Source organism: Deltaproteobacteria bacterium, from assembly GCA_019308905.1.
GTDB lineage: Bacteria > Desulfobacterota > BSN033 > WVXP01 > WVXP01 > JAFDHF01.
On the sequence record JAFDHF010000054.1, the window covers coordinates 1 to 19,070 of the forward strand.

14 protein-coding genes are annotated in these 19,070 nt (G+C 58.7%); 10 read left to right on the forward strand and 4 right to left on the reverse strand.

Going from position 1 to position 19,070, the window contains the following annotated elements; genetic code table 11:
* Nucleotides 1-369: 369 nt before the first annotated feature.
* The 3 genes from JRJ26_15450 to JRJ26_15460 are packed head-to-tail and all read left to right on the forward strand — an operon-like array spanning nucleotide 370 to nucleotide 3,703.
* Nucleotides 370-1,221 (forward strand): sulfide/dihydroorotate dehydrogenase-like FAD/NAD-binding protein, encoded by an 852-nt coding sequence (locus JRJ26_15450; GenBank protein MBW2058881.1) that lies wholly within the window; start codon nucleotides 370-372, stop codon nucleotides 1,219-1,221.
* A 42-nt stretch (nucleotides 1,222-1,263) separates the two neighbouring features.
* Entirely contained in the window at nucleotides 1,264-2,688 is a 1,425-nt protein-coding gene (gene gltA, locus JRJ26_15455; protein MBW2058882.1) for an NADPH-dependent glutamate synthase, read from the forward strand.
* 46 nt (nucleotides 2,689-2,734) lie between these two features.
* Nucleotides 2,735-3,703 carry a carbon-nitrogen hydrolase family protein gene (locus tag JRJ26_15460; protein MBW2058883.1) on the forward strand — a complete coding sequence of 323 codons (969 nt, stop codon included), beginning with the start codon at nucleotides 2,735-2,737 and terminating at the stop codon, nucleotides 3,701-3,703.
* A 15-nt stretch (nucleotides 3,704-3,718) separates the two neighbouring features.
* Here JRJ26_15460 and JRJ26_15465 read toward each other — a convergent pair whose 3' ends face one another.
* From JRJ26_15465 to JRJ26_15480, 4 genes are all read right to left on the reverse strand, one after another.
* Entirely contained in the window at nucleotides 3,719-5,677 is a 1,959-nt protein-coding gene (locus tag JRJ26_15465) for an FAD-dependent oxidoreductase (protein MBW2058884.1), read from the reverse strand.
* Nucleotides 5,655-6,392 (reverse strand): methyltransferase domain-containing protein, encoded by a 738-nt coding sequence (locus JRJ26_15470; GenBank protein MBW2058885.1) that lies wholly within the window; start codon nucleotides 6,390-6,392, stop codon nucleotides 5,655-5,657. Before JRJ26_15470 ends, JRJ26_15465 begins: the two co-directional genes overlap by 23 nt.
* A gap of 16 nt (nucleotides 6,393-6,408) precedes the next feature.
* Nucleotides 6,409-7,014, reverse strand: a complete 606-nt coding sequence (locus tag JRJ26_15475) for a DNA-3-methyladenine glycosylase I (GenBank protein ID MBW2058886.1) — start codon at nucleotides 7,012-7,014, stop codon at nucleotides 6,409-6,411.
* A 62-nt stretch (nucleotides 7,015-7,076) separates the two neighbouring features.
* Entirely contained in the window at nucleotides 7,077-7,928 is an 852-nt protein-coding gene (locus tag JRJ26_15480; GenBank protein MBW2058887.1) for a deoxyribonuclease IV, read from the reverse strand.
* A 604-nt stretch (nucleotides 7,929-8,532) separates the two neighbouring features.
* Here JRJ26_15480 and JRJ26_15485 point away from each other — a divergent pair.
* The 7 genes from JRJ26_15485 (at nucleotide 8,533) to JRJ26_15515 (ending at nucleotide 19,068) form a co-directional block, all read left to right on the forward strand.
* The gene (locus JRJ26_15485; protein MBW2058888.1) at nucleotides 8,533-10,305 is read left to right on the forward strand and encodes a 4Fe-4S dicluster domain-containing protein; all 1,773 of its coding nucleotides are present in this window, start codon (nucleotides 8,533-8,535) and stop codon (nucleotides 10,303-10,305) included.
* Nucleotides 10,305-11,189: a CoB--CoM heterodisulfide reductase iron-sulfur subunit B family protein gene (locus JRJ26_15490; protein MBW2058889.1), complete on the forward strand. Its 885-nt coding sequence runs from the start codon at nucleotides 10,305-10,307 to the stop codon at nucleotides 11,187-11,189. The genes JRJ26_15485 and JRJ26_15490 overlap by 1 nt, the downstream gene beginning before the upstream one ends.
* A gap of 26 nt (nucleotides 11,190-11,215) precedes the next feature.
* Nucleotides 11,216-14,245: a CoB--CoM heterodisulfide reductase iron-sulfur subunit A family protein gene (locus JRJ26_15495; GenBank protein ID MBW2058890.1), complete on the forward strand. Its 3,030-nt coding sequence runs from the start codon at nucleotides 11,216-11,218 to the stop codon at nucleotides 14,243-14,245.
* Nucleotides 14,246-14,312: 67 nt separating this feature from the next.
* Nucleotides 14,313-14,738: a hydrogenase iron-sulfur subunit gene (locus JRJ26_15500; GenBank protein MBW2058891.1), complete on the forward strand. Its 426-nt coding sequence runs from the start codon at nucleotides 14,313-14,315 to the stop codon at nucleotides 14,736-14,738.
* A gap of 5 nt (nucleotides 14,739-14,743) precedes the next feature.
* Nucleotides 14,744-15,535, forward strand: a complete 792-nt coding sequence (locus tag JRJ26_15505; GenBank protein ID MBW2058892.1) for a 4Fe-4S dicluster domain-containing protein — start codon at nucleotides 14,744-14,746, stop codon at nucleotides 15,533-15,535.
* A gap of 7 nt (nucleotides 15,536-15,542) precedes the next feature.
* Nucleotides 15,543-17,579: a formate dehydrogenase subunit alpha gene (gene fdhF, locus JRJ26_15510; protein ID MBW2058893.1), complete on the forward strand. Its 2,037-nt coding sequence runs from the start codon at nucleotides 15,543-15,545 to the stop codon at nucleotides 17,577-17,579.
* Between the two features lie 202 nt (nucleotides 17,580-17,781).
* Nucleotides 17,782-19,068 carry a DUF1049 domain-containing protein gene (locus JRJ26_15515; GenBank protein MBW2058894.1) on the forward strand — a complete coding sequence of 429 codons (1,287 nt, stop codon included), beginning with the start codon at nucleotides 17,782-17,784 and terminating at the stop codon, nucleotides 19,066-19,068.
* The last annotated feature ends 2 nt before the right edge of the window (nucleotides 19,069-19,070 follow it).

Sequence of the window (19,070 nt, forward strand, 5' to 3'; positions counted from 1 at the left end):
ATGAACCGGATCGATCAAAGAATCCGGGGCGGGTGAGGCTCACGCCGTGAGTTCAGGAGGGAAGGAACAAAGGCGTTTCACTTCAGAATCGAGAAACATCCTTAGAAATCCAGGGATTCGAAAAGAGATTCCTTGAGAAGGGGAGAACGGCCGGCCCGGACTTTCGGTTGCATTGGGAGGGGATTTGTGATAATCGGTAATCGATGGATCCCAGGGAGGCCCGACCGAGTCGGTCTGAAGAGACGGAAGGGGAGAGCCCGTGGTTCACAGCCGATCCACGACCCGGCAGCGGATGAGCCTTCGCAGGGAAGGAGCGGTGTTTTTTTTGGGCCGGGCTTGTGAAAAATTTTGCAGATAGGAGGGACGACCTTGTACAAGATTCTTTCCAAAAGGGAGATGGCCGAAGAGACGGTCTGTGAGTTCATAGTCGAAGCGCCCAAGATTGCGGCAAAGGCCGAACCCGGCCAGTTCGTCGTCGTTCGGGCCAACGAAACCGGAGAAAGAATCCCCCTCACCATGGCCGACACCGACGCCGAAAGAGGAACGATCACCCTCATATTTCAGGTCGTGGGAAAGACCACGGCTCTTCTCAGGACGTTCGAGGTAGGTGATTCGATCCTCGACGTGATCGGTCCCCTGGGCAGGCCGACGCACATAGAGAAGCTCGGCACCGTGATCTGTGTCGGCGGAGGCACAGGGGTGGCCGTCATGCATCCCATTACCAAAGCATACAAACGAGCGGGCAATCACGTGATCGCAATCATCGGGGCCCGCACCAAAGACCTCCTCATCCTGGAAAAAGAGATGACCGCTGCCAGCCACGTCCTCCGGGTCTGCACCGATGACGGCAGCTATGGCCACCACGGGTTTGTCACCGACGTGCTCAAGGAGATCCTCGACGAGGACAAGAGCGCCAGCCTCGTGGTTGCCATCGGCCCGGTCCCCATGATGAAGTTCCTGTGCAGGCTCACCAAGACCTACGGTATAAGGACGATGGTCAGCCTAAATCCGATCATGGTAGATGCCACAGGAATGTGCGGGGCGTGCCGGGTTTCCGTCGGAGGGGTGACCAAGTTCTGCTGCGTGGACGGGCCTGAATTCGACGGCCATGCTGTTGACTTCGATGAACTGACCAAACGGCAAAGTGCCTATCTGACCGAGGAAAAGATAGCCATGGAGAGGTTCATGGGGCAGGTCTCTCCCGGACAGAGGACCCCCTGAGTCCTGGGGGCGTGAGAAGGCGCCAGATTTCGGAGGATGAAAATGTCTGAAGAGAAACCCAAGAAGCGGAAAATCCCCATGCAGAAGATGCCGGAACAGCCGCCTGAGGTGAGAAAGAGGAACTTCGACGAGGTCCCCCTTGGTTATTCCCCTGAAGCAGCCCAGCTAGAGGCCTCCAGGTGCCTGCAGTGCAAGAAGCCCAAGTGCGTCGAAGGTTGCCCGGTGGGAATCGACATCCCCGGTTTTATCCGCCTGATCGAAGAGGGGGATTTTGACGCTGCAGCGAGGAAGATCAAGGAGACCAATGCTCTGCCGGCCATCTGCGGGCGGGTATGCCCACAGGAGGACCAGTGCCAAAAGACGTGTATTCTCGGCAAGAAGGCGGAACCCGTTGCAATCGGGAGGCTCGAGCGTTTCGCCGCCGATTGGGAGCGAACCAAGGGCAAGATGATCCTCCCCCAGAAGGCGGCCCCTACGGGCAAGAGGGTGGCCGTTGTCGGATCCGGTCCTGCCGGGCTCACCGTGGCAGGGGATCTCATACTCAAGGGTCACGAGGTGACTATCTTCGAAGCCCTCCACAAGGCGGGAGGGGTGCTTGTCTACGGTATCCCGGAATTCCGTCTGCCCAAGGCCATAGTCCAGGCCGAAGTCGATTACCTCATGAAGCTCGGCGTCAAGGTGGAACCGAACTCGGTCATCGGGCGAATCGAAACGGTGGACGGGCTTCTTGAAGACGGCTTTGATGCGGTCTTTCTCGGTCTCGGGGCAGGCCTGCCCATGTTCATGAACATCCCCGGAGAAAACCTCTGCGGCATATACTCGGCCAACGAGTATCTCACCCGGTCGAACCTGATGAAGGCCTATCTCTTCCCGGAATACGATACTCCCATCGCTCGGGGCAAGGACGTCTGTGTTCTCGGGGCGGGCAACGTCTCCATGGATTCTGCAAGGACGGCCCTCCGCCTTGGGGCCGACAGGGTCCGCATAGTCTACAGGCGCTCGAGGGCTGAAATGCCTGCCAGAATCGAGGAAATCCACCATGCCGAAGAGGAGGGGGTAGAGTTTCTCCTCCTTACCACTCCGGTCCGGTTTCTCGGGAACGAGGACGGGTGGGTAAAGGGGATGGAGTGCATCAAGATGGAACTGGGAGAGCCCGATGATTCCGGCAGGAGGAGGCCCATCCCGATCAAGGGTTCGGAACACATCCTGGAGTGCGATCTGGTAGTGGTGGCGATCGGAGCAGGGGCCAACCCCCTTCTGCCCACTCAGACCCCGGGCCTCGAGCTGAACAGGAGAGGTTATATCGTCGCCGACCCTGCCACCGGGAAGACCACCAAGCGGGGGGTCTGGGCAGGAGGAGACATCGTGACCGGGTCCGCCACGGTGATCCTGGCCATGGGAGCGGGCCGACACGCGGCAGACTCCATCCACGACTATCTCACCCGGGGTGAGAACAACTGGCCATAGGCGGGGACCCGGCCCCATCCGGCGACCCTGATTTGCGTCTTCCAAAATGAAGGACTCTCCGCCCCGGTTCAAGGCTGCAGTGGTGCAGGCCGCCCCGGTCCTGTTCGACCGGGAGGCCACCGTCGAGAAGGCCTGCCGCCTGATCGAGGAGGCTGCGGCCAACGGCGCGAGGCTCGTCCTTTTCCCGGAAGCCTTTATACCCGCCTACCCGCGGGGCCTAAGCTTCGGCACCGTGATCGGCAGCCGCAGCCCGGCGGGGAGACAGACCTGGCAGCGTTACTGGGCCAATTCCGTCGACATACCCGGCCCCACCACCGAAGCCCTGGCAGCATCTGCCCGTGAGGCCGGGGTCTATCTCGCCATCGGCGTCATCGAAAGGGACAACCGCTTCGGCGGAGGCACCCTCTATTGCAGCCTCCTCTATTTCGGCCCTGACGGACGGCTCCTGGGCAAGCACCGCAAACTCAAACCCACGGGCGCCGAACGGCTGATCTGGGGCGAGGGAGACGGGAGCACCTTGACCGTAATCGAGACGGAGATCGGGAGAATCGGCGGGCTGATCTGCTGGGAGAACTACATGCCCCTGGCCCGGATGGCCATGTACGGAAAGGGAGTCGAGGTCTATCTGGCTCCCACCGCCGACTCCCGCGACACCTGGCTGGCCACTCTGCGCCACATCGCCTGCGAGGGCCGGTGCTTTGTGCTCGGCTGCAACCAGTTCGTGACCAAGGCCATGTATCCCAAGGACCTGGAAGAAATCGAGAAGCTGGCCGGACAACCGGAGGTCCTGTGCCGGGGCGCAAGCGCCATCGTCTCTCCCCTGGGCAAGGTCCTGGCAGGTCCCCTCCATGACCAGGAGGGCATGCTCCTTGCCGAACTCGATCTCGCCAGGATCGTCCAGGCCAAGTTCGACTTCGACGTAGTCGGCCACTATGCCCGACCCGACGTATTCGAACTGACGGTCAACGAGCGGCCCGCCCTGCCCGTGGCGAACAAGACCGCCCGCCAACCGTAAGGCGTACAGACAATACTAGAGTCTCCGCGCCACGTCGAACCCCTCCCAGACCGCATTCAGGGCCTCACGTGGCTCCACACAGTCACCTATGGGGTATACCTCTGCACGGTCCTTCAAGGCCTCGGCCAGTTCCCGGTTGGGACGAAGCCCCAGAGCGATGACCACCGTCTCGGCCGGAAAGCGCATCTGGCGAGTTCCGTCCTCGTGCGGATAGGGCCGGGCAACGACGACAGTCCGGCCGTCACCGTCCGTCTCGAAACGTACGACCTCAACCCCTGTGCGTACTTCCACATCGAGCTTCTTCAGCCGCCCGAGAAGCACGGCCTGGGCGAGCATGTCGAGCTTGCCCCCCACCTCGGGTCTCCTCTTGACGACCATGCTTTTCACCCCGCGCCGGGCCAGATACTCCGCCGTCTCCAACCCCACGGTTCCCGCCCCCACGATGAAGGCCGTTGAAGTCGTGACCCTGGTACGGCCGTCGAGCAAGTCGTAAGCCGTCATCCACCGTGTCTCCTCTAGCCCGGGCAGGGGAGGGACGATGGGGTCTGCCCCTGCAGCCACAACAACCGCATCCGGATTCTCACGCTCCACCACATCCGGGGTGACGGTGGTGTTCATCCGCACCTCGACTCCGGCGCGCTCGATCTCTGTTGCCTGATAGCGGACGATGTCGGAGAACTCCTCCTTGAAGGGCACCTGTGAGGCCAGACGGAATTGTCCTCCCAATCGATCGCTCTGTTCGTAGAGCGTGACACGGTGTCCCCGCCGGGCCGCAACAGCAGCCGCCTCCATCCCGCCCGGTCCGCCACCCACGACCATCACGCACTTCGGGTGCTCGGCCGGTGTGATCCTTATCTCCCACTCCCGTCCGGCCAGGGGATTGAACATACACGAGGTGCCGCGCCCCTGCCGCAGCTCCGCCAGGCAGCCCTGGTGGCAGGCGGCACAGAGCAGGATCCCCTCCTCGTCTCCCGACTCCGTTTTGCGCGGCCAGTCCGGGTCGGCCAGCAACGGCCGGCCCAATCCTATCAGGTCGGCCTGGCCCTCTGCCAGGGCCTCGCGGGCGATCTCGGGAGTGCGGATCCGCCCGGCCACAGCCACCGGCACCGATACGGCGGCCCTGATACGGGCGGCCATGGGCAGTAAGTTGGCTTTGGGCGTACCCGTGGGATAGAGACAGAACGGTACGGATTCGCACATGGTGCCCGAGGTGACGCTGAGAGCTTCCACATCCATCTCCTCGAGCGACCTGGCAACGGTGACGGCATCCTCGATGGACAGTCCGCCCTCAACGTAGTCTGTGGCATTCATACGTACTACGACAGGAAAATCGCTGCCCACCGCCCCCCGCACAGCCTCCATCACTCTCTTCCCGAAACGGAGCCTGCCCTCCAGGGAACCACCGTACTCGTCATTGCGGCGGTTTGTATGGGGCGAGAGGAATTGGTGGATGAGATAGCCGTGGCTGAAGGGAATCTCGATAGCGTCAAAGCGGGCCTCCTTGACACGACGGGCAGCATCACCAAAAAACCCGACATATTCATCGACCTCGGCCAGGGAAAGGGGTCGAGGAGTCACACCGTTTGCCGGGCAAGGGACATCCGATGCGGACACCCGCTCTCGCTCCGCCACCAACTTCGGATTGACGGCCCGCCCCGCGTGGTTGATGTGGGCCATGATGCGCCCGCCTTCCCTGTGGACGGCATCAACCATCAGACGCAATCCGTCCAGAAGCCTGTCCTCGTGGATGCCGAGCTGGGTGGGCAGCTCGCGACCGTTCGGCCGTATGTAGAGCGGTTCGGTGGTGATCAGGCCCACACCGCCCTCAGCCCGGCGGACGTAGAAGGCGATGTGGCGATCTGTGACCTCCCCTGCCTTCGTGCCGTATCCCAGCTTAACCGTGGTCATGATCAGGCGGTTGGGCAGTGTGAGAGCGCCCAATCGGAGTGGTTCAAAGAGTCTGTTCTTGTCCATCTCTGCCTCCTGATAGATTATCACCAAGCCCCGACACAGGGGGCGGCCGGAAGCCCGGCGGCTTGCGTGCCGCCAGCAACCGGACATAACCGAAGTAAAAGCAGTTCACTTCGAAATCTCCGAACCCCTTTCCCCGCAGGATAGCCCGCCAGTCACGCTTCACAAAATCGCTCGCAAGGGGGCACTCGACGCGCCGGAAGGCGAGGCGAACCGGCCACGGGCTGCAAGCCGGGTCGAACTCGTTATAGTCGAGAACAAAAAACCGCCCGCCCGAGCGCAGGGCCCGATATGCGTTCTCAACGATACGCAGCCGGTCCTCCTGGACAAAGCCGTGCAGGACGAAGGAGATGAAGACCACGTCGAACTCTCCGCCATAGGGCAGAGCCTCTTCCACCCGCCGGTTCACAAAGGTGACGTTGCTGAAGGGATGGCACTTCCGTCGTGCCTGTGCCAGCATCTCCGGCCCGATGTCCAACCCGAGGATCCGCCCCCTGTCCGAAAGGTACCGGCGCATGAGGCAGGCGTTTCGCCCCGTGCCCGCTCCCAGGTCCAAGATGGCGTCATCGGGCTGAATGCCCATGTGCCGCATCACGGCCCGAATAAAAAAAGGATACGAACCCCCGGTGATGAGGTTCATCAGGAGATCATAGTACCGGGCCTCTGCACCCCGCACCTCCACCTTGGAATCGCCTCTCGGCGGGGAAGCTCCTTTCATGGCTCCACGGCCTTCCTCATTCCTGTTTTCTCCCCGGCCTTTTGGTATGATTCTCGGTCTGATACAGGAGCTCTCCGTGTCTGAAACAGCCGGTGACGTGATCATTAACCAGGCCCACCGCCTGCATGTAAGCATAGACGATGGTCGGTCCCAGGAACTGGAATCCCCTTTTCTTGAGGTCGAGGCTTATTCTGCCGGACAGCGGAGTACTCGCCGGGATTTCCGATTCGCTCTGCCATGAATTGATCACAGGCCTGTGGTCCACAAATCTCCAGATATACTCGTCAAAGCTCCCGAATTCCTCCCGTATCTCCAGGAATCTCCTTGCGTTGTTGACCGAGGCTTCGATCTTCCTCCTGTTTCTTATTATACCCCCATCCTTCAAGAGTGCCTCTATCTTGCCGGCGTCGTATCTCGAAACCCTGGCAGGGTCGAAGCCGTCATAGGCTCTCCTGTAGTTCGCCCTCTTTCTCAGAATCGTTATCCAGCTCAATCCGGCCTGGGCCGCTTCGAGCACAAGGAACTCAAAATGCCTCCTGTCGTCATGGGCAGGAACGCCCCACTCTTCGTCGTGGTATTTGACGTACAGCGGATCATCTCCGCACCAGGAGCATCTCTCCATTGCTCCCTCCCCTCCTTTCCAGACGGCTCCCCGGGAAGGCCTCGTTTCCACCGCGGTGTCAATCAAAGAGAAGGACCTCCAACGAGGCTCCTGATCACCGACATGTTCTCCAAATCCTCATCGACGTGGTCCTGGGGTGTCTCCATGATGCCGGGAAGGTGACAGAGGCGGGGATCGTTCACGATGTTTCTGAATCCTTCAAGGCCGATGCGACCCTTGCCTATGTGCCAATGCCGGTCCTTGCGCGAACCGAGAGCCACCTGGGTGTCGTTGAGATGAAGGAGACAGAGCTTTTCCAGCCCCACGAAAGTATCGAGCTCCTCGATGGTGGCGTCGAGTCCCTCCCTGGTCGACAGGTCGTAGCCGGCTCCATAGGCGTGCGCCGTATCAAGGCAGACTCCCAGCCGCTCCCCCTCACCGGCCCCTCTTATCACCGCGCCGATCTCCTCGAAGCGCCAGCCGATCTGGGTCCCCTGGCCCGAGGTGTTCTCGAGAAGAAGGATCGTGCCGTTTTCGACCTCCTCCAGGGCCCTGCCGATGCTCTCGGCAAGGGTATCGAGACACTTCTCTAGGCTTTCCCTGAGCCGGTTTCCCATATGGGTTACAACGTAGGAGGCGCCAAGAGACTCTGCCCGGCAGAGGTCCTCACACAGGACCTCGACGGATCGCCTGTAGAAAGGAGACGACCTCGCCGCGAGGTTCGGAAGATAGGGGAGATGAACGAAGACAGGAGAGATGGCCGCCTCTTTCAGCTCCTTCCTCAGGACCGCAGCCTCCTTCTCATCCAGAGCCGGCGAACTCCACATTCTGGGGTTTCGTGAGAAGAGCTGTATGGTATCACACCGCCTGAGGCGGGCCCGCCCGACCACCCTCGAAAACCCGCCTGCAATGGAGATGTGAAAGCCGAAGCGCATGAACCCTCAACGCAACGAGCCCCGGGTGGATTGAAAAGCAGTGAACCGATCTGGTATATATGAACAAGCCCTCAAAAAGTCAAGGGCGGCAAGTGACAAGGGCCGCAGATGCTTCCCGGGACAAGGCGTGGGAGGATCTCACCCGCAATCTGAGGAATATCCGGCAAACCCAGGCCCGTAGCTGGTAGACACTGAAGAGGGGTAGTGTTGGGTGATCTTACTGGGGCTTTGCAACTTCTCGATCAAGGATTTTCAGAAGTTGCTGAGTTTACCGTGGCTGCTCTTCGGCAGAACAAAACCCTTATCCCTTCGCTTCCAAGGTCCCGCGGTGACCCTATCAGGGTTGCAGACGGAGAAGTTCCGACACCCCTTTTCAGTTCCTGCATTCAGGTTTCCATTTCGTTTCAACTGATTAGAAGACATCAGCAGCCGAATGGGGAAACTCCAGTCATTTTGCCCTTGACATGGAAGAGGATTTGATAAATAATTCACAGTCCTGCGGGCCGTGCTTCCCGCTTCCCAGGAACCTCTCCCGGGCGGAGGGAAGGCTGCGCCGAATTCAAAGGGAATCACGGGAAACGCTTGAGCTCGGGAACTCCAGCCGATGATCGCAACTACCGCCTTGTACGTCTCTCTCGTCCTTTTCGGGGCCGGCCTGCTCTATAAGGTCTCCACCTGGTTCCGGTACAGAATCGGCAAGGAAGCACGGCAGATACCAGCGTTCGAAAGGGTTCTTGCCGCCTTCGGCGGCGTCATGGCGACTGTTTTCAGCAGGAAGATCGTGACGATCCTGAAGGTTTTCCTGCTCCAGGTTCTCCTCCAGCAGAGAACGCTTCGGGAGGACCCTCTCCGGTGGCTGATGCATATGTGCGTATACCTCGGGTTCACCCTGCTGCTCCTCATGCATGCCCTGGGTAGTGTGATTACCTCCGGCTTCTTTCCCGGCTATTACTCCACCGTCAACCCTTTTCTGTTTCTGCGGGATATCTTTGGCGTCTTTGTCATCTTCGGGCTTCTCCTCGCCCTTTACAGGAGATTCATCCTGAAGGTGCCGCGCCTGGTGACCAACGCCATGGACTACTATGCCATCATCATCGTTGCCGTCATCATCCTCTCCGGAATCCTCACCGAGGGCACGAAGATGGTCTCTTACTCCAGCTACCGGAAGATGGTGGAGGAGTACGGGGCCGCAGAGAATGAAAAAGAGTCGAGATCCTTGGAGGCTTACTGGATAGAGAAATTCGCCATGGTCTCCCCGGCCGTGAAAGGGCCCTTCGACAAGGAGACACTCGACAGGGGGAGGGAACTCCATGAGATAACCTGTGCCGATTGCCATTCGAGACCCCAGTGGGCCTTTGCAGGTTATGGAGTGGCCAGGGCGGTCAGGCCCTTTGCCCTGTCTCTCGACCGGACGGGTATACCGGTGATCCTCTGGTACATTCATATCATGGCCTGTTTTGTAGGTCTTGTCTATGTCCCCTTTAGCAAGATGTTCCACATCGTTGCAAGCCCTCTGAGCCTTCTTGCCAACGCTGTTATGGAAAGGGGGAGATCCTCCCCGGCCAATATGGCCACCAAGCAAGCCATGGAGCTCGACGCGTGTACCCATTGCGGGACATGCACTGTACGCTGCTCTGTGGGTGTGGCCTTTGAAGAGATCCCCAACCCAAACATTCTCCCCTCCGAGAGAATCGCTTCCCTGAAGGCTCTCGCCTCTGGCAGGAAGCTCGGGGCAAAAGAGATAAGAATCCTTCAAGAAGGCGTCTATCTCTGTACCAACTGTTACCGCTGTACCCTTGTCTGCCCGGTGGGAATCAACCTTCAGGACCTTTGGTTCACCGTGAGAGAAGACCTCCTCGAAAGGGGTTACCCCGAGTTTCTCATCCTTTCGCCCCTATCTTTCTACCGGGGGCTGATGCACCGTGAAATCGAAGAGGGGGATTATGAAAGGCCTCTTGACCGGGCCAGAAAGGCCATCACCGCCGAATGCGATCTGATGGTCCATCAGGAAAGGGACCTCGAACTCACACCATCAGGCAGGGCACTCAAGGGGGAACTCAGCCTCTCGGCCCAGGCGAAGACGTTTTCGGTCTGTTTCGGCTGTGAAACCTGTACCACCGTCTGTCCGGTGGTGAGTAATTTCCAAAACCCCGGCGAGACCCTCGGGCTGTTGCCTCACCAGATCATGCATGCCTGTGCACTGGGCATCAGAGATCTCGCTTTTGGCTCCGTCATGTTATGGGACTGCATCACTTGTTATCAGTGCCAGGAACAATGCCCCCAGCAGGTGGCCGTCACCGATGTCCTCTATGAGCTGAAGAATCTGGCCGTAAGAAGAATCAAGGAGAGGCACTTCGACGAGATGGGAAAAGGATGATGAAATTCGCCTTCTTTATCGGTTGCACCATCCCGGCCCGCCTGAACCAGTATGAAACTTCCTCTCGCGCGGTTCTGGCAAAACTCGGTGTGAGCCTCGTCGATATAGAGCAGTTCAACTGTTGTGGATACCCCTTGAGAAACACCGACTTCAAGACCTTTCTCCTCCTGTCGGCCAGAAACCTCGCCCTTGCAGAAAAGCAGGGACTGAACCTTCTCACTCTGTGCAAATGTTGTTACGGCAGCCTGAAAAAGGCAGACCACCTCTTGAGGGAAGAGAACTCACTTAACAGGGAGATCAATGGTATCCTCGAGAAAGAGGGATTGAGGTACGAGGGCAGGGTGGAGGTCAGGCACCTCCTTTCGGTGCTCTACCATGATGTGGGGATGGACCCCATCAGAGACAAGCTGAAGGGGACTTTCAAAGGACTCAGAATCGCGACCCATTACGGGTGCCATGTGCTTCGCCCTAGCAAGGTCGTGCAGTTCGATGACCCGGTGGCTCCCACGGTCTTTGATCGACTCGTCGAGGTCACCGGAGCAGAGAGCATCGATTGGCCGACCAAGCTCGACTGCTGTGGTGCCCCGGCCTGGGGAGTAGCGGACGAGCTCTCCATGGATCTGACCGAGAGGAAGTTGGACGACGGGATCCGTTCCGGTGCCGACTATTTCTGTACCGCCTGTCCGTACTGCCAGATACAGTTCGACACTGTTCAGCAGACGATCCTCACAAGGAGGGAGAAAGACCACGCACTGCCCTCGATTCTCTATCCGCAACTGCTCGGGCTCAGCCTCGACATCGACAGCAAGATCCTCGGATTGGAGATGAATCAGATCCCTTTAAAGGATATAGAAGGCTTTCTTTCGACGCAAGGGGAGACATGATCGGTCACCCCTGAGTAGGAGAAGAAATGGTGCAAAATCAAACCGGTTCAGTCATCGTGGTGGGCGGGGGGATTGCCGGAATGCAGGCGGCCCTGGATCTGGCCAATTCCGGGTTCTATGTCTACCTCGTGGAGAGGTCTTCTTCCATCGGGGGAGTCATGTCCCAGTTGGACAAAACCTTTCCCACCAACGACTGTTCCATGTGAATCCTTTCGCCCAAACTGGTCGAGGTCGGCCGGCATCTCAACATAGAGCTCATGACCCTCTCGGAGGTGACAGGCATCTCCGGCGAGCAGGGTGATCTTGAAGTCTCGATAAGACAACACCCCCGCTATGTGGACCTCGAAAAGTGCATCGCCTGTGGCCTCTGTGCAGAGAAGTGTCCCAAGAAGGTGGACAGCGAGTATGACGCAGGCCTGGCCAAACGAAAGGCGATCCATGTCCAGTACGCGCAGGCCGTCCCCCTGAAGTATGTGATCGATGCTGCCAACTGTATCTACCTGACAAAGGGGAAATGTAAGGTCTGTGAGAAGCTCTGCCCGGCCGGTGCCATCAATTTCGACGATCGGCCGAGGGAGTCGACCCTTCATGTGGGCTCTGTCATTCTCGCTCCAGGCTCCCGGGTCTTCGACCCTTCCACCCGGGATATTTATGGTTACGGTCGTTCTCCCAACATCGTCACCAGCCTGGAATTCGAGCGAATGCTTTCCGCCTCAGGGCCACTGGGAGGACATCTGGTCCGATTCTCGGACAACAGAGAGCCGGCCAAGATCGCCTGGCTCCAGTGTGTGGGTTCCAGGGACGTTCACGAGGGGGCCAAGGCTTACTGCTCCGGGGTCTGTTGCACCTATGCCATAAAGGAAGCCATCGTAGCCAAGGAACATGCAAAGGGCGGCCTCGACACCGCTATCTTTTACATAGATATGCGGACCTACGGCAAGGGCTTCGAGCGGTATTACAATCGGGCGGAAAAGGAGGCGGGCGTCAGATTCATAAAGTCCCGAATCGCCAGGATCATCGAGAAGGACGGCAATGGAAACCTGCTCATCCAGTACGTCGACGAGTCAGGACGGCGGGTCGAAGAGGAGTTCGACATGGTGGTTCTCTCCGTGGGATTGGGCGTCTCCGCGGAGGCGGTCGCGTTGGCCGAGAGGGCGGGAATTACGGTCGACTCTTACGGATATGCGTCCACCAGCAGCTTTGCCCCGGTTCTTTCCTCGAGGCCCAGTGTCCTTGTCTGCGGGGCCTTTCAGGGCCCGAAAGACATCCCCTCCTCGGTTATCGAGGCAAGTGCGGCTGCGGCCGTTGCCGGTAGTTCCCTGGCCGATTCCAGGTGGTCCATGACAAGGACAAAGGAGATTCCTCAGGAGATCGACGTCAGTGGGCAGCCCCCCGCCATCGGAGTTTTTGTGTGCCGATGCGGGACCAACATAGCAGGGGTGGTGGACGTGCCGGCTGTTGTTGAATACGCCCGCACCCTGCCGGGCGTGGTCTACGTGGAGGACAACCTGTTCAGCTGCGCCCAGGATACTCAGGGGAAAATCGCCGAGGTCATCAAGAAGGAGAGGCTCAACAGGGTCGTCGTTGCTGCGTGCACCCCTCTGACCCATGAGCCTCTTTTTCAGGAGACCCTGGCCGATGCCGGTATCAACAAGTACCTCTTCGAGATGGCCAATATTCGAAATCAGTGTGCCTGGGTGCATGCAGGGGATCCGGGAGGGGCCACCCAAAAGGCCAAGGATCTCGTGAGGATGGCAGTAGCCAAGGTGGCTCGCCACACCCCTCTTGTCGAGCCTGTCATCGAGGTCAACCAGGCCGCCCTCGTGGTTGGAGGCGGCATCTCCGGGATGACTGCCGCAAGGAATCTGGCACAACAGGGTTACCACACCTATCTCATTGAGAGGGACGCCGCTCTGGGAGGCCAGGGTCGAAACCTCTATGAAACCTGGCGGGGCGAGAAGGTCCAACAGTATCTGGCAGGACTCATAGAGGATGTACGATCGGACCCGAATATCGAGGTCTGGGTCAACGCCAACTTGACCCACGTGGATGGTTTCGTGGGTAACTTCCGATCCACCGTTGAGGCCGACGGTAAGGATCACACCGTCGAGCACGGCGTTGCCATAATCGCGACCGGTGCTTCGGAGCTCAAGCCCGACCAGTATCTATACGGAAAAGACCCCTCGGTTCTAACTAGTCTAGACCTCGACAGGAGGTTCATAGAGGGCGACAGTTCTCTCAAGGAGCCGCACTTTGCCGTCTTCATACAATGCGTAGGGTCTCGAAACGAAGAAAGACCTTACTGTTCAAAGGTCTGTTGTACCCACACGGTTAGAAACGCGCTCAAATTGAAGGATCTGAATCCAGACACGGAAGTTTTTGTCCTCTACAGGGATATGCGGACCTACGGGCTACGCGAAGACCTTTACAGGGAGGCCCGGAACAGGGGGGTTGTTTTTGTCAGATACGATGCCCAACGGCAGCTCGACGTGACGAGAGACGAGGAGGGGCTTGGGGTCCGCTTTACCAGTTATGTTCTCGGCCGTCAAATGGTGATTCATCCGGACCTGATCATCCTGGCCACAGCCGTCGTTCCCCCAAAGGAAAACCCTGTGGCCCGGCTTTTCAAGGTGCCTGTCAACGACGACGGCTTCTTTGCCGAGGCCCATGTGAAACTCCGGCCCAGCGATTTCTCCACGGACGGGGTATTCGTCTGCGGCCTTGCTCACTGCCCGAAACCGATCGACGAATCCATAGCCCAGGGGCTTGCCGCCTCCTCCCGAGCGGTGACGGTTCTGTCCCAGAAGCGGATGTCCGGCAATGCCATAGTGGCCTGGATAAACCCGGAAACCTGTGTCGGTTGCCAGGGATGCCTTAATGTATGTCCCTATGAGGCCATCCGCTACCTGGAAGAGCGTAGGATCTGTGAGGTCAACCCAGCAATCTGCAAAGGCTGTGGCGCATGCGCCGCGACCTGCCCCTCGGGCAGCGTGGAGCTTCAGGGCTTCACATCCGGGCAGATATGTTGGGAAATCAAAAAGGCGATGAGTAGATGACGTAATAGCGAGATCGGGCCTGGCTGGGGGGTTAGAGGCTCCGAGACGGGCTCTCAAGGAGTCTATTATGGCCGATGATTTCAAGCCGAAGATAATAGCCTTCCTGTGCACTTGGTGAGCATATGCAGCGGCTGACCTGGCTGGGGTCAGTAGACTGCAGTATTCCACCTCCTTGCGGACCATAAGGGTTACGTGCACGGGGAGCATATCGCCCCATTACGTGCTCAAGGCACTCCAGGAGGGGGCAGACGGCATCTTCGTGGCGGGCTGACGGTTCGGGGAATGCCATTACCAGTCTGGTAATGTGATTGCAAACAAGAGAATGACCTTCCTCCGGAGACTGATGGCCTTCTCGGGAATCGATCCCGACCGTCTCAGAGTCAGATGGGTCTCTTCCTCGGAGGCCTCGGAATACGTGGAAGAGGTGTCCAAGTTCGTGGAGGATATCAAAAGCATTGGGCCGAACCCCCTCAAAGCAAAGGAGGCTGCCTGAGACCTATGAGCCAAAAGGTCCGACAACATGTCCAACAGCTATTTTCAGAAGGAAAAATCAAGGGTTTTCTCGGGCTGAGAGAGGATGGGGGACAGATCCTGCCCCACCTGTTTCGCAGGCCCGAAGAACTCGAAAGGCTCTCCCTGGGCGACTGGAAGAAGCCCGGCGACGCACGGTATCCCCTCAACCAGTTGCTGATACACCTTGCCAGGCAACATCCCGACGAGACCTTCGGTGTCCTCGTTCGTGGATGTGACGAAAGAGGGCTGAGGGAGCTCTTCAAGTGGAACCAGCTTGACAAGGAGAGGGTTCTTCCAGTTGGGATCGGTTGTCCGGATGAACTGGCCAGGGCGTGCGAATGCGCCAAGCCTTACCCTGACAGCCTTATCGAAGGGCCTCAAGGAGAGAAGAGAGAGAACGAAAGGGTCGACCGGATCGACGAGATGGATCTCGAGAGCCGCCTAGCATTCTGGATGGCCGAGTTCAGCCGATGCATCAAGTGCTTTGGCTGCCGCAATGTCTGTCCCATGTGTTTCTGCAATGAATGTTCACTCCAGGAGGAGGTCCTGGTGGGAAAGGGGGAAATCCCCCCGGACAACCCGACCTTCCACCTCATCAGGGCGGTCCACATGGTCGGGCGCTGTATCGACTGCGGCCTGTGCGAGGAGGCCTGTCCCGCAGACATCCCTCTCAGGATCCTTTACAAAAAGGTAGGAGAGATCGTGAGCGAGGAGTTCGGCTACCAGACAGGTTACAGCCTGGAGAAAAAGTCACCATTCATCATCATCGGGGGATAGAGAACCCATGGAACTCAAGACCGTTCCCACAACCTGTCCTTATTGTGGATGCGGCTGCGGGCTGCTTCTGGAGGTTCTCGATGGAAAGCTCGTGGGGGTTCTCCCTTCCAAGACAGCCCCGGTAAACCAGGGGCGGCTCTGCGTCAAGGGCTGGACGGTTCACGAGTTTGTCAATAGTCCGAAGCGACTCACAAAGCCTCTGGTACGCAGAGACGGAACTCTCCAGGAGACTTCCTGGGACGAGGCGCTCGATCTTGCCGTCTCGCGGCTCCGGGAAATCAAGGAAGAGCACGGTCCAGACAGTATCGTCGTCTTCTCGTCCGCAAAGTGTACGAACGAGGAGAACTATCTGCTCCAGAAATTCTCCCGCGCAGCCATCGGGACGAACAATATCGACCACTGTGCGAGGCTCTGACACTCTTCCACGGTGGCCGGGCTTGCCGCCGCATTTGGCAGTGGAGCGATGACCAACTCCGTCGAAGAGATCGGTGAGGCTGACTGCGTCTTCATAATCGGTTCCAACACATCGGTGGCCCATCCCCTGGTCGCCACCCGGGTGTACCGTGCAAAAGCGAAGGGAGCAAGACTGGTCGTCGCCGACCCCCGACGGATTCCCATCACTCTCCAGGCAGACCTCCACCTGCAGCACAACCTGGGAACCGATGTAGCCCTTATCAACGGCCTCATGCATATCATCATACACCACGGGTGGCAGGACTCCCGGTTCATCGAGGAGCGTACAGAGAATTTCGAGGCCATGCGGGCGGTCATAGAAAAATACCCTCCTCAGAAGGTGTCCGAGATCACGGGGATTGCTGTAGCTGACCTGGAGAGAGCCGCCGAGTATTACAGTAGCGCCGAACGGGCTACCATCCTTTACGCCATGGGAATCACCCAGCATACCACCGGCGTGGACAACGTCAAATCCCTGGCCAATCTGGCCATGCTCACAGGGAACCTCGGCAAGGAATCGACAGGGGTCAACCCGCTGAGGGGACAGAACAACGTCCAGGGAGCGTGTGATATGGGAGCGCTCCCGAATGTCTACCCGGGCTATCAGGCCGTGACCGACCAGGGGGTTCGCAGCAAGTTCGAAGAAGCCTGGAAGGCAAGGCTCTCAGACAGGGTTGGACTGACCGCCACCGAGACATTTCCAGCCATCCTCAATGGAAGAGTCAAGGCCCTGGTCGTACTGGGGGAAAACCCGATGGTGAGCGATCCGGACAGTCTCCACGTGGAAAGGGCATTGAAGAGCCTGGAGTTTCTGCTTGTGATCGACATCTTCCAGAGTCCTACTGCGGCGCTGGCCCATGTGGTTCTCCCGGCGAGCTCATTCGCTGAAAAGGAGGGGACCTTTACCAACACGGAGAGGAGGGTCCAGATGGTACGCCGGGCCCTTGACCCGCCGGGAATGGCGAGGCCCGACCTCCAAATCATCCAGGACCTGTCAAACCGTTTTGGCTACCCAATGAACTTCGAGTCTCCTGCCGCGATTCAGGAGGAGATCGCCAGGCTGACGCCGTCCTACGGCGGGATAACCTATGACAGGCTTCAGGGAGAGGGCCTGCAATGGCCCTGCCCGAATGCCGAACATCCGGGAACCCCTTTCCTGCACAAGGGAAAATTCGCTCGGGGGAGGGGCCTGTTCCATGCCATCGAATTCCAGGCTCCTGCCGAGAGGGCTGACACGGACTACCCCTTCCAACTCACTACGGGAAGGCTCTATGTCCATTACCATACAGGTACGATGACAAGGAACTCCCCTTCACTCGACCGTGAAATCACGGAGTGCTACCTGGAGATGAATCCCAAAGACGCTGCAGAACTCGGGATCACCGACGGGGAGACCGTGATCCTGGAGTCCCGGCGTGGGTCCGTCTCAACACGGGTTAAGCTCACAGAGGCAGTAGCGAAAGGGGTTCTCTTCATGCCCTTCCACTTTCTCGAGAGCAGGGCCAATATTCTCACCAATCCGGCCCTTGACCCCATCGCCAAGATACCTGAGTACAAGGTCTGCGCCGTCAAACTGAGGCGCGCGGCCTGATGGATCCCGGATTTACCACCCAAGGGGGCGACGGCTCCTCTCCCTTCCCCGAGAGGCTCTGTTCTTTCAGCCACCACTCTCCCAGAACAGCTCTTGCCAGGCCTCTTCGAAGCCTGGGCGCTCTTGCTTTTTTGGATTGCCAAGGAGGGGCGGTTCATGGGAGAATGACGGCATCCTGCCATAGAAACGGAGAGTCAAGGTAATGTCAAAAATCGTCTTTGTCCTCACCCTGGTCGTGGTCATGGGGTTGAGCTATCTCGCTCTGGAAAACCCTACCGCGGTGCAGCTCAAGCTCTTTACCAAGGGCCCTACTCAGGTTCCTCTCTACATGATTATCTTCGGGGCTTTCATTCTGGGAGCCGTCTTTGTCTATGTCCTATTCCTCCTCCAGGGAGTCCGGGGTGCTCTGCTGGGGATGAGGGAAAGGCGAACCCGAAGGCGCGATGAGAGAACCGACCAGTACCGCCAAGAGGCGAGGGACTTCCTCCGCCTCGGCGAGCTGGAGAAGTCGAAGACGATTCTCGAGAGGGCCATCCGTCTCAACCCGGACAACCTGGAGCTCTTCCTCGACCTCGGAGACGTCTTTCTCGAGTGGAAGCGGTTCACCCAAGCCTCGGATCAGTTCCATCACGTCTTTTCAAGGGATCCCCACAATATCCGGGCGGTCCTGGGAATAGCAGCAAGCAGTGAGGGGACCGGAAACTACTCGGAGGCCGAACTTTACTACAACCGGGTCCTGGAGAGGGAGAAGTCGAATCCCGTGGCCTTGAGAGGGCTTCTGAGAGTTCAAAAGGCTCAGGGGAAATGGTCTGAGGCCATGGAAACCCTTCGACTCCTCCGCAAAGAAGGGCTGGTTTCGGCCGAGCAGTTCGATGAGGCTCTTTCGATCCTCTGGTACGAGGAGGCCCGGTCCCAGCAGAGAGCCGGAAATCCCAGGGAAGGTGCGGCGTCTCTCGAGAAGAGCCTGAAGCTCCGGAGTGGATTTGTTCCCTCCCTCCTGAGCCTCGGGGAGGAGTACATCAGGGAGGGTCTGCCCGAGAAGGCCCTGAGGCTCTGGGAGTCTGCCCTGCTGGAGGATTTCCAAATTCCCGTCGTGAAAGCCCTGGAGGACTACCGGCTCCAACACGGCGGCGACAAGGAGCTCGTCCAGTTCTACAGGAAGGCTTCAAGCCGCCATGGACTGGCCAGGCTCCTCCTCGCCAGGATCTACCTGAGGCAGGATCTCATAGAAGAGGCCGAACAGGAGATCACCAGGCTACCCGATGTGGAGGCCTCACCCGGAGCGCTCCTGCTTCTGGCAGAGGTGGAGAAAAAGAGGCTGAACGAGGCCCTGGCCAACCGGTATTACACCCTGGCCGCCGAGGTGCTCCGCCATCGGCTCTTCAAATACCGATGTCCTGCCTGCGGAGCACTCCACGACCACTGGGAGGCTCAGTGCCGGAAGTGCGGTATCTGGAATGCCCTGAAAATCGATCTGTTTTTGCCTTAGCA

What these genes read in the sequence shown, in the direction of transcription:
- JRJ26_15490 (MBW2058889.1), top strand. Translation starts at nt 10,305, where the DNA reads ATGAAATTCGCCTTCTTTATCGGTTGCACCATCCCGGCCCGCCTGAAC.
- JRJ26_15505 (MBW2058892.1), top strand. Translation starts at nt 14,744, where the DNA reads ATGAGCCAAAAGGTCCGACAACATGTCCAACAGCTATTTTCAGAAGGA.
- JRJ26_15485 (MBW2058888.1), top strand. Translation starts at nt 8,533, where the DNA reads ATGATCGCAACTACCGCCTTGTACGTCTCTCTCGTCCTTTTCGGGGCC.
- JRJ26_15480 (MBW2058887.1), bottom strand. Translation starts at nt 7,928, where the DNA reads ATGCGCTTCGGCTTTCACATCTCCATTGCAGGCGGGTTTTCGAGGGTG.
- gltA (MBW2058882.1), top strand. Translation starts at nt 1,264, where the DNA reads ATGTCTGAAGAGAAACCCAAGAAGCGGAAAATCCCCATGCAGAAGATG.
- JRJ26_15465 (MBW2058884.1), bottom strand. Translation starts at nt 5,677, where the DNA reads ATGGACAAGAACAGACTCTTTGAACCACTCCGATTGGGCGCTCTCACA.
- JRJ26_15515 (MBW2058894.1), top strand. Translation starts at nt 17,782, where the DNA reads ATGTCAAAAATCGTCTTTGTCCTCACCCTGGTCGTGGTCATGGGGTTG.
- JRJ26_15475 (MBW2058886.1), bottom strand. Translation starts at nt 7,014, where the DNA reads ATGGAGAGATGCTCCTGGTGCGGAGATGATCCGCTGTACGTCAAATAC.
- JRJ26_15470 (MBW2058885.1), bottom strand. Translation starts at nt 6,392, where the DNA reads ATGAAAGGAGCTTCCCCGCCGAGAGGCGATTCCAAGGTGGAGGTGCGG.
- JRJ26_15460 (MBW2058883.1), top strand. Translation starts at nt 2,735, where the DNA reads ATGAAGGACTCTCCGCCCCGGTTCAAGGCTGCAGTGGTGCAGGCCGCC.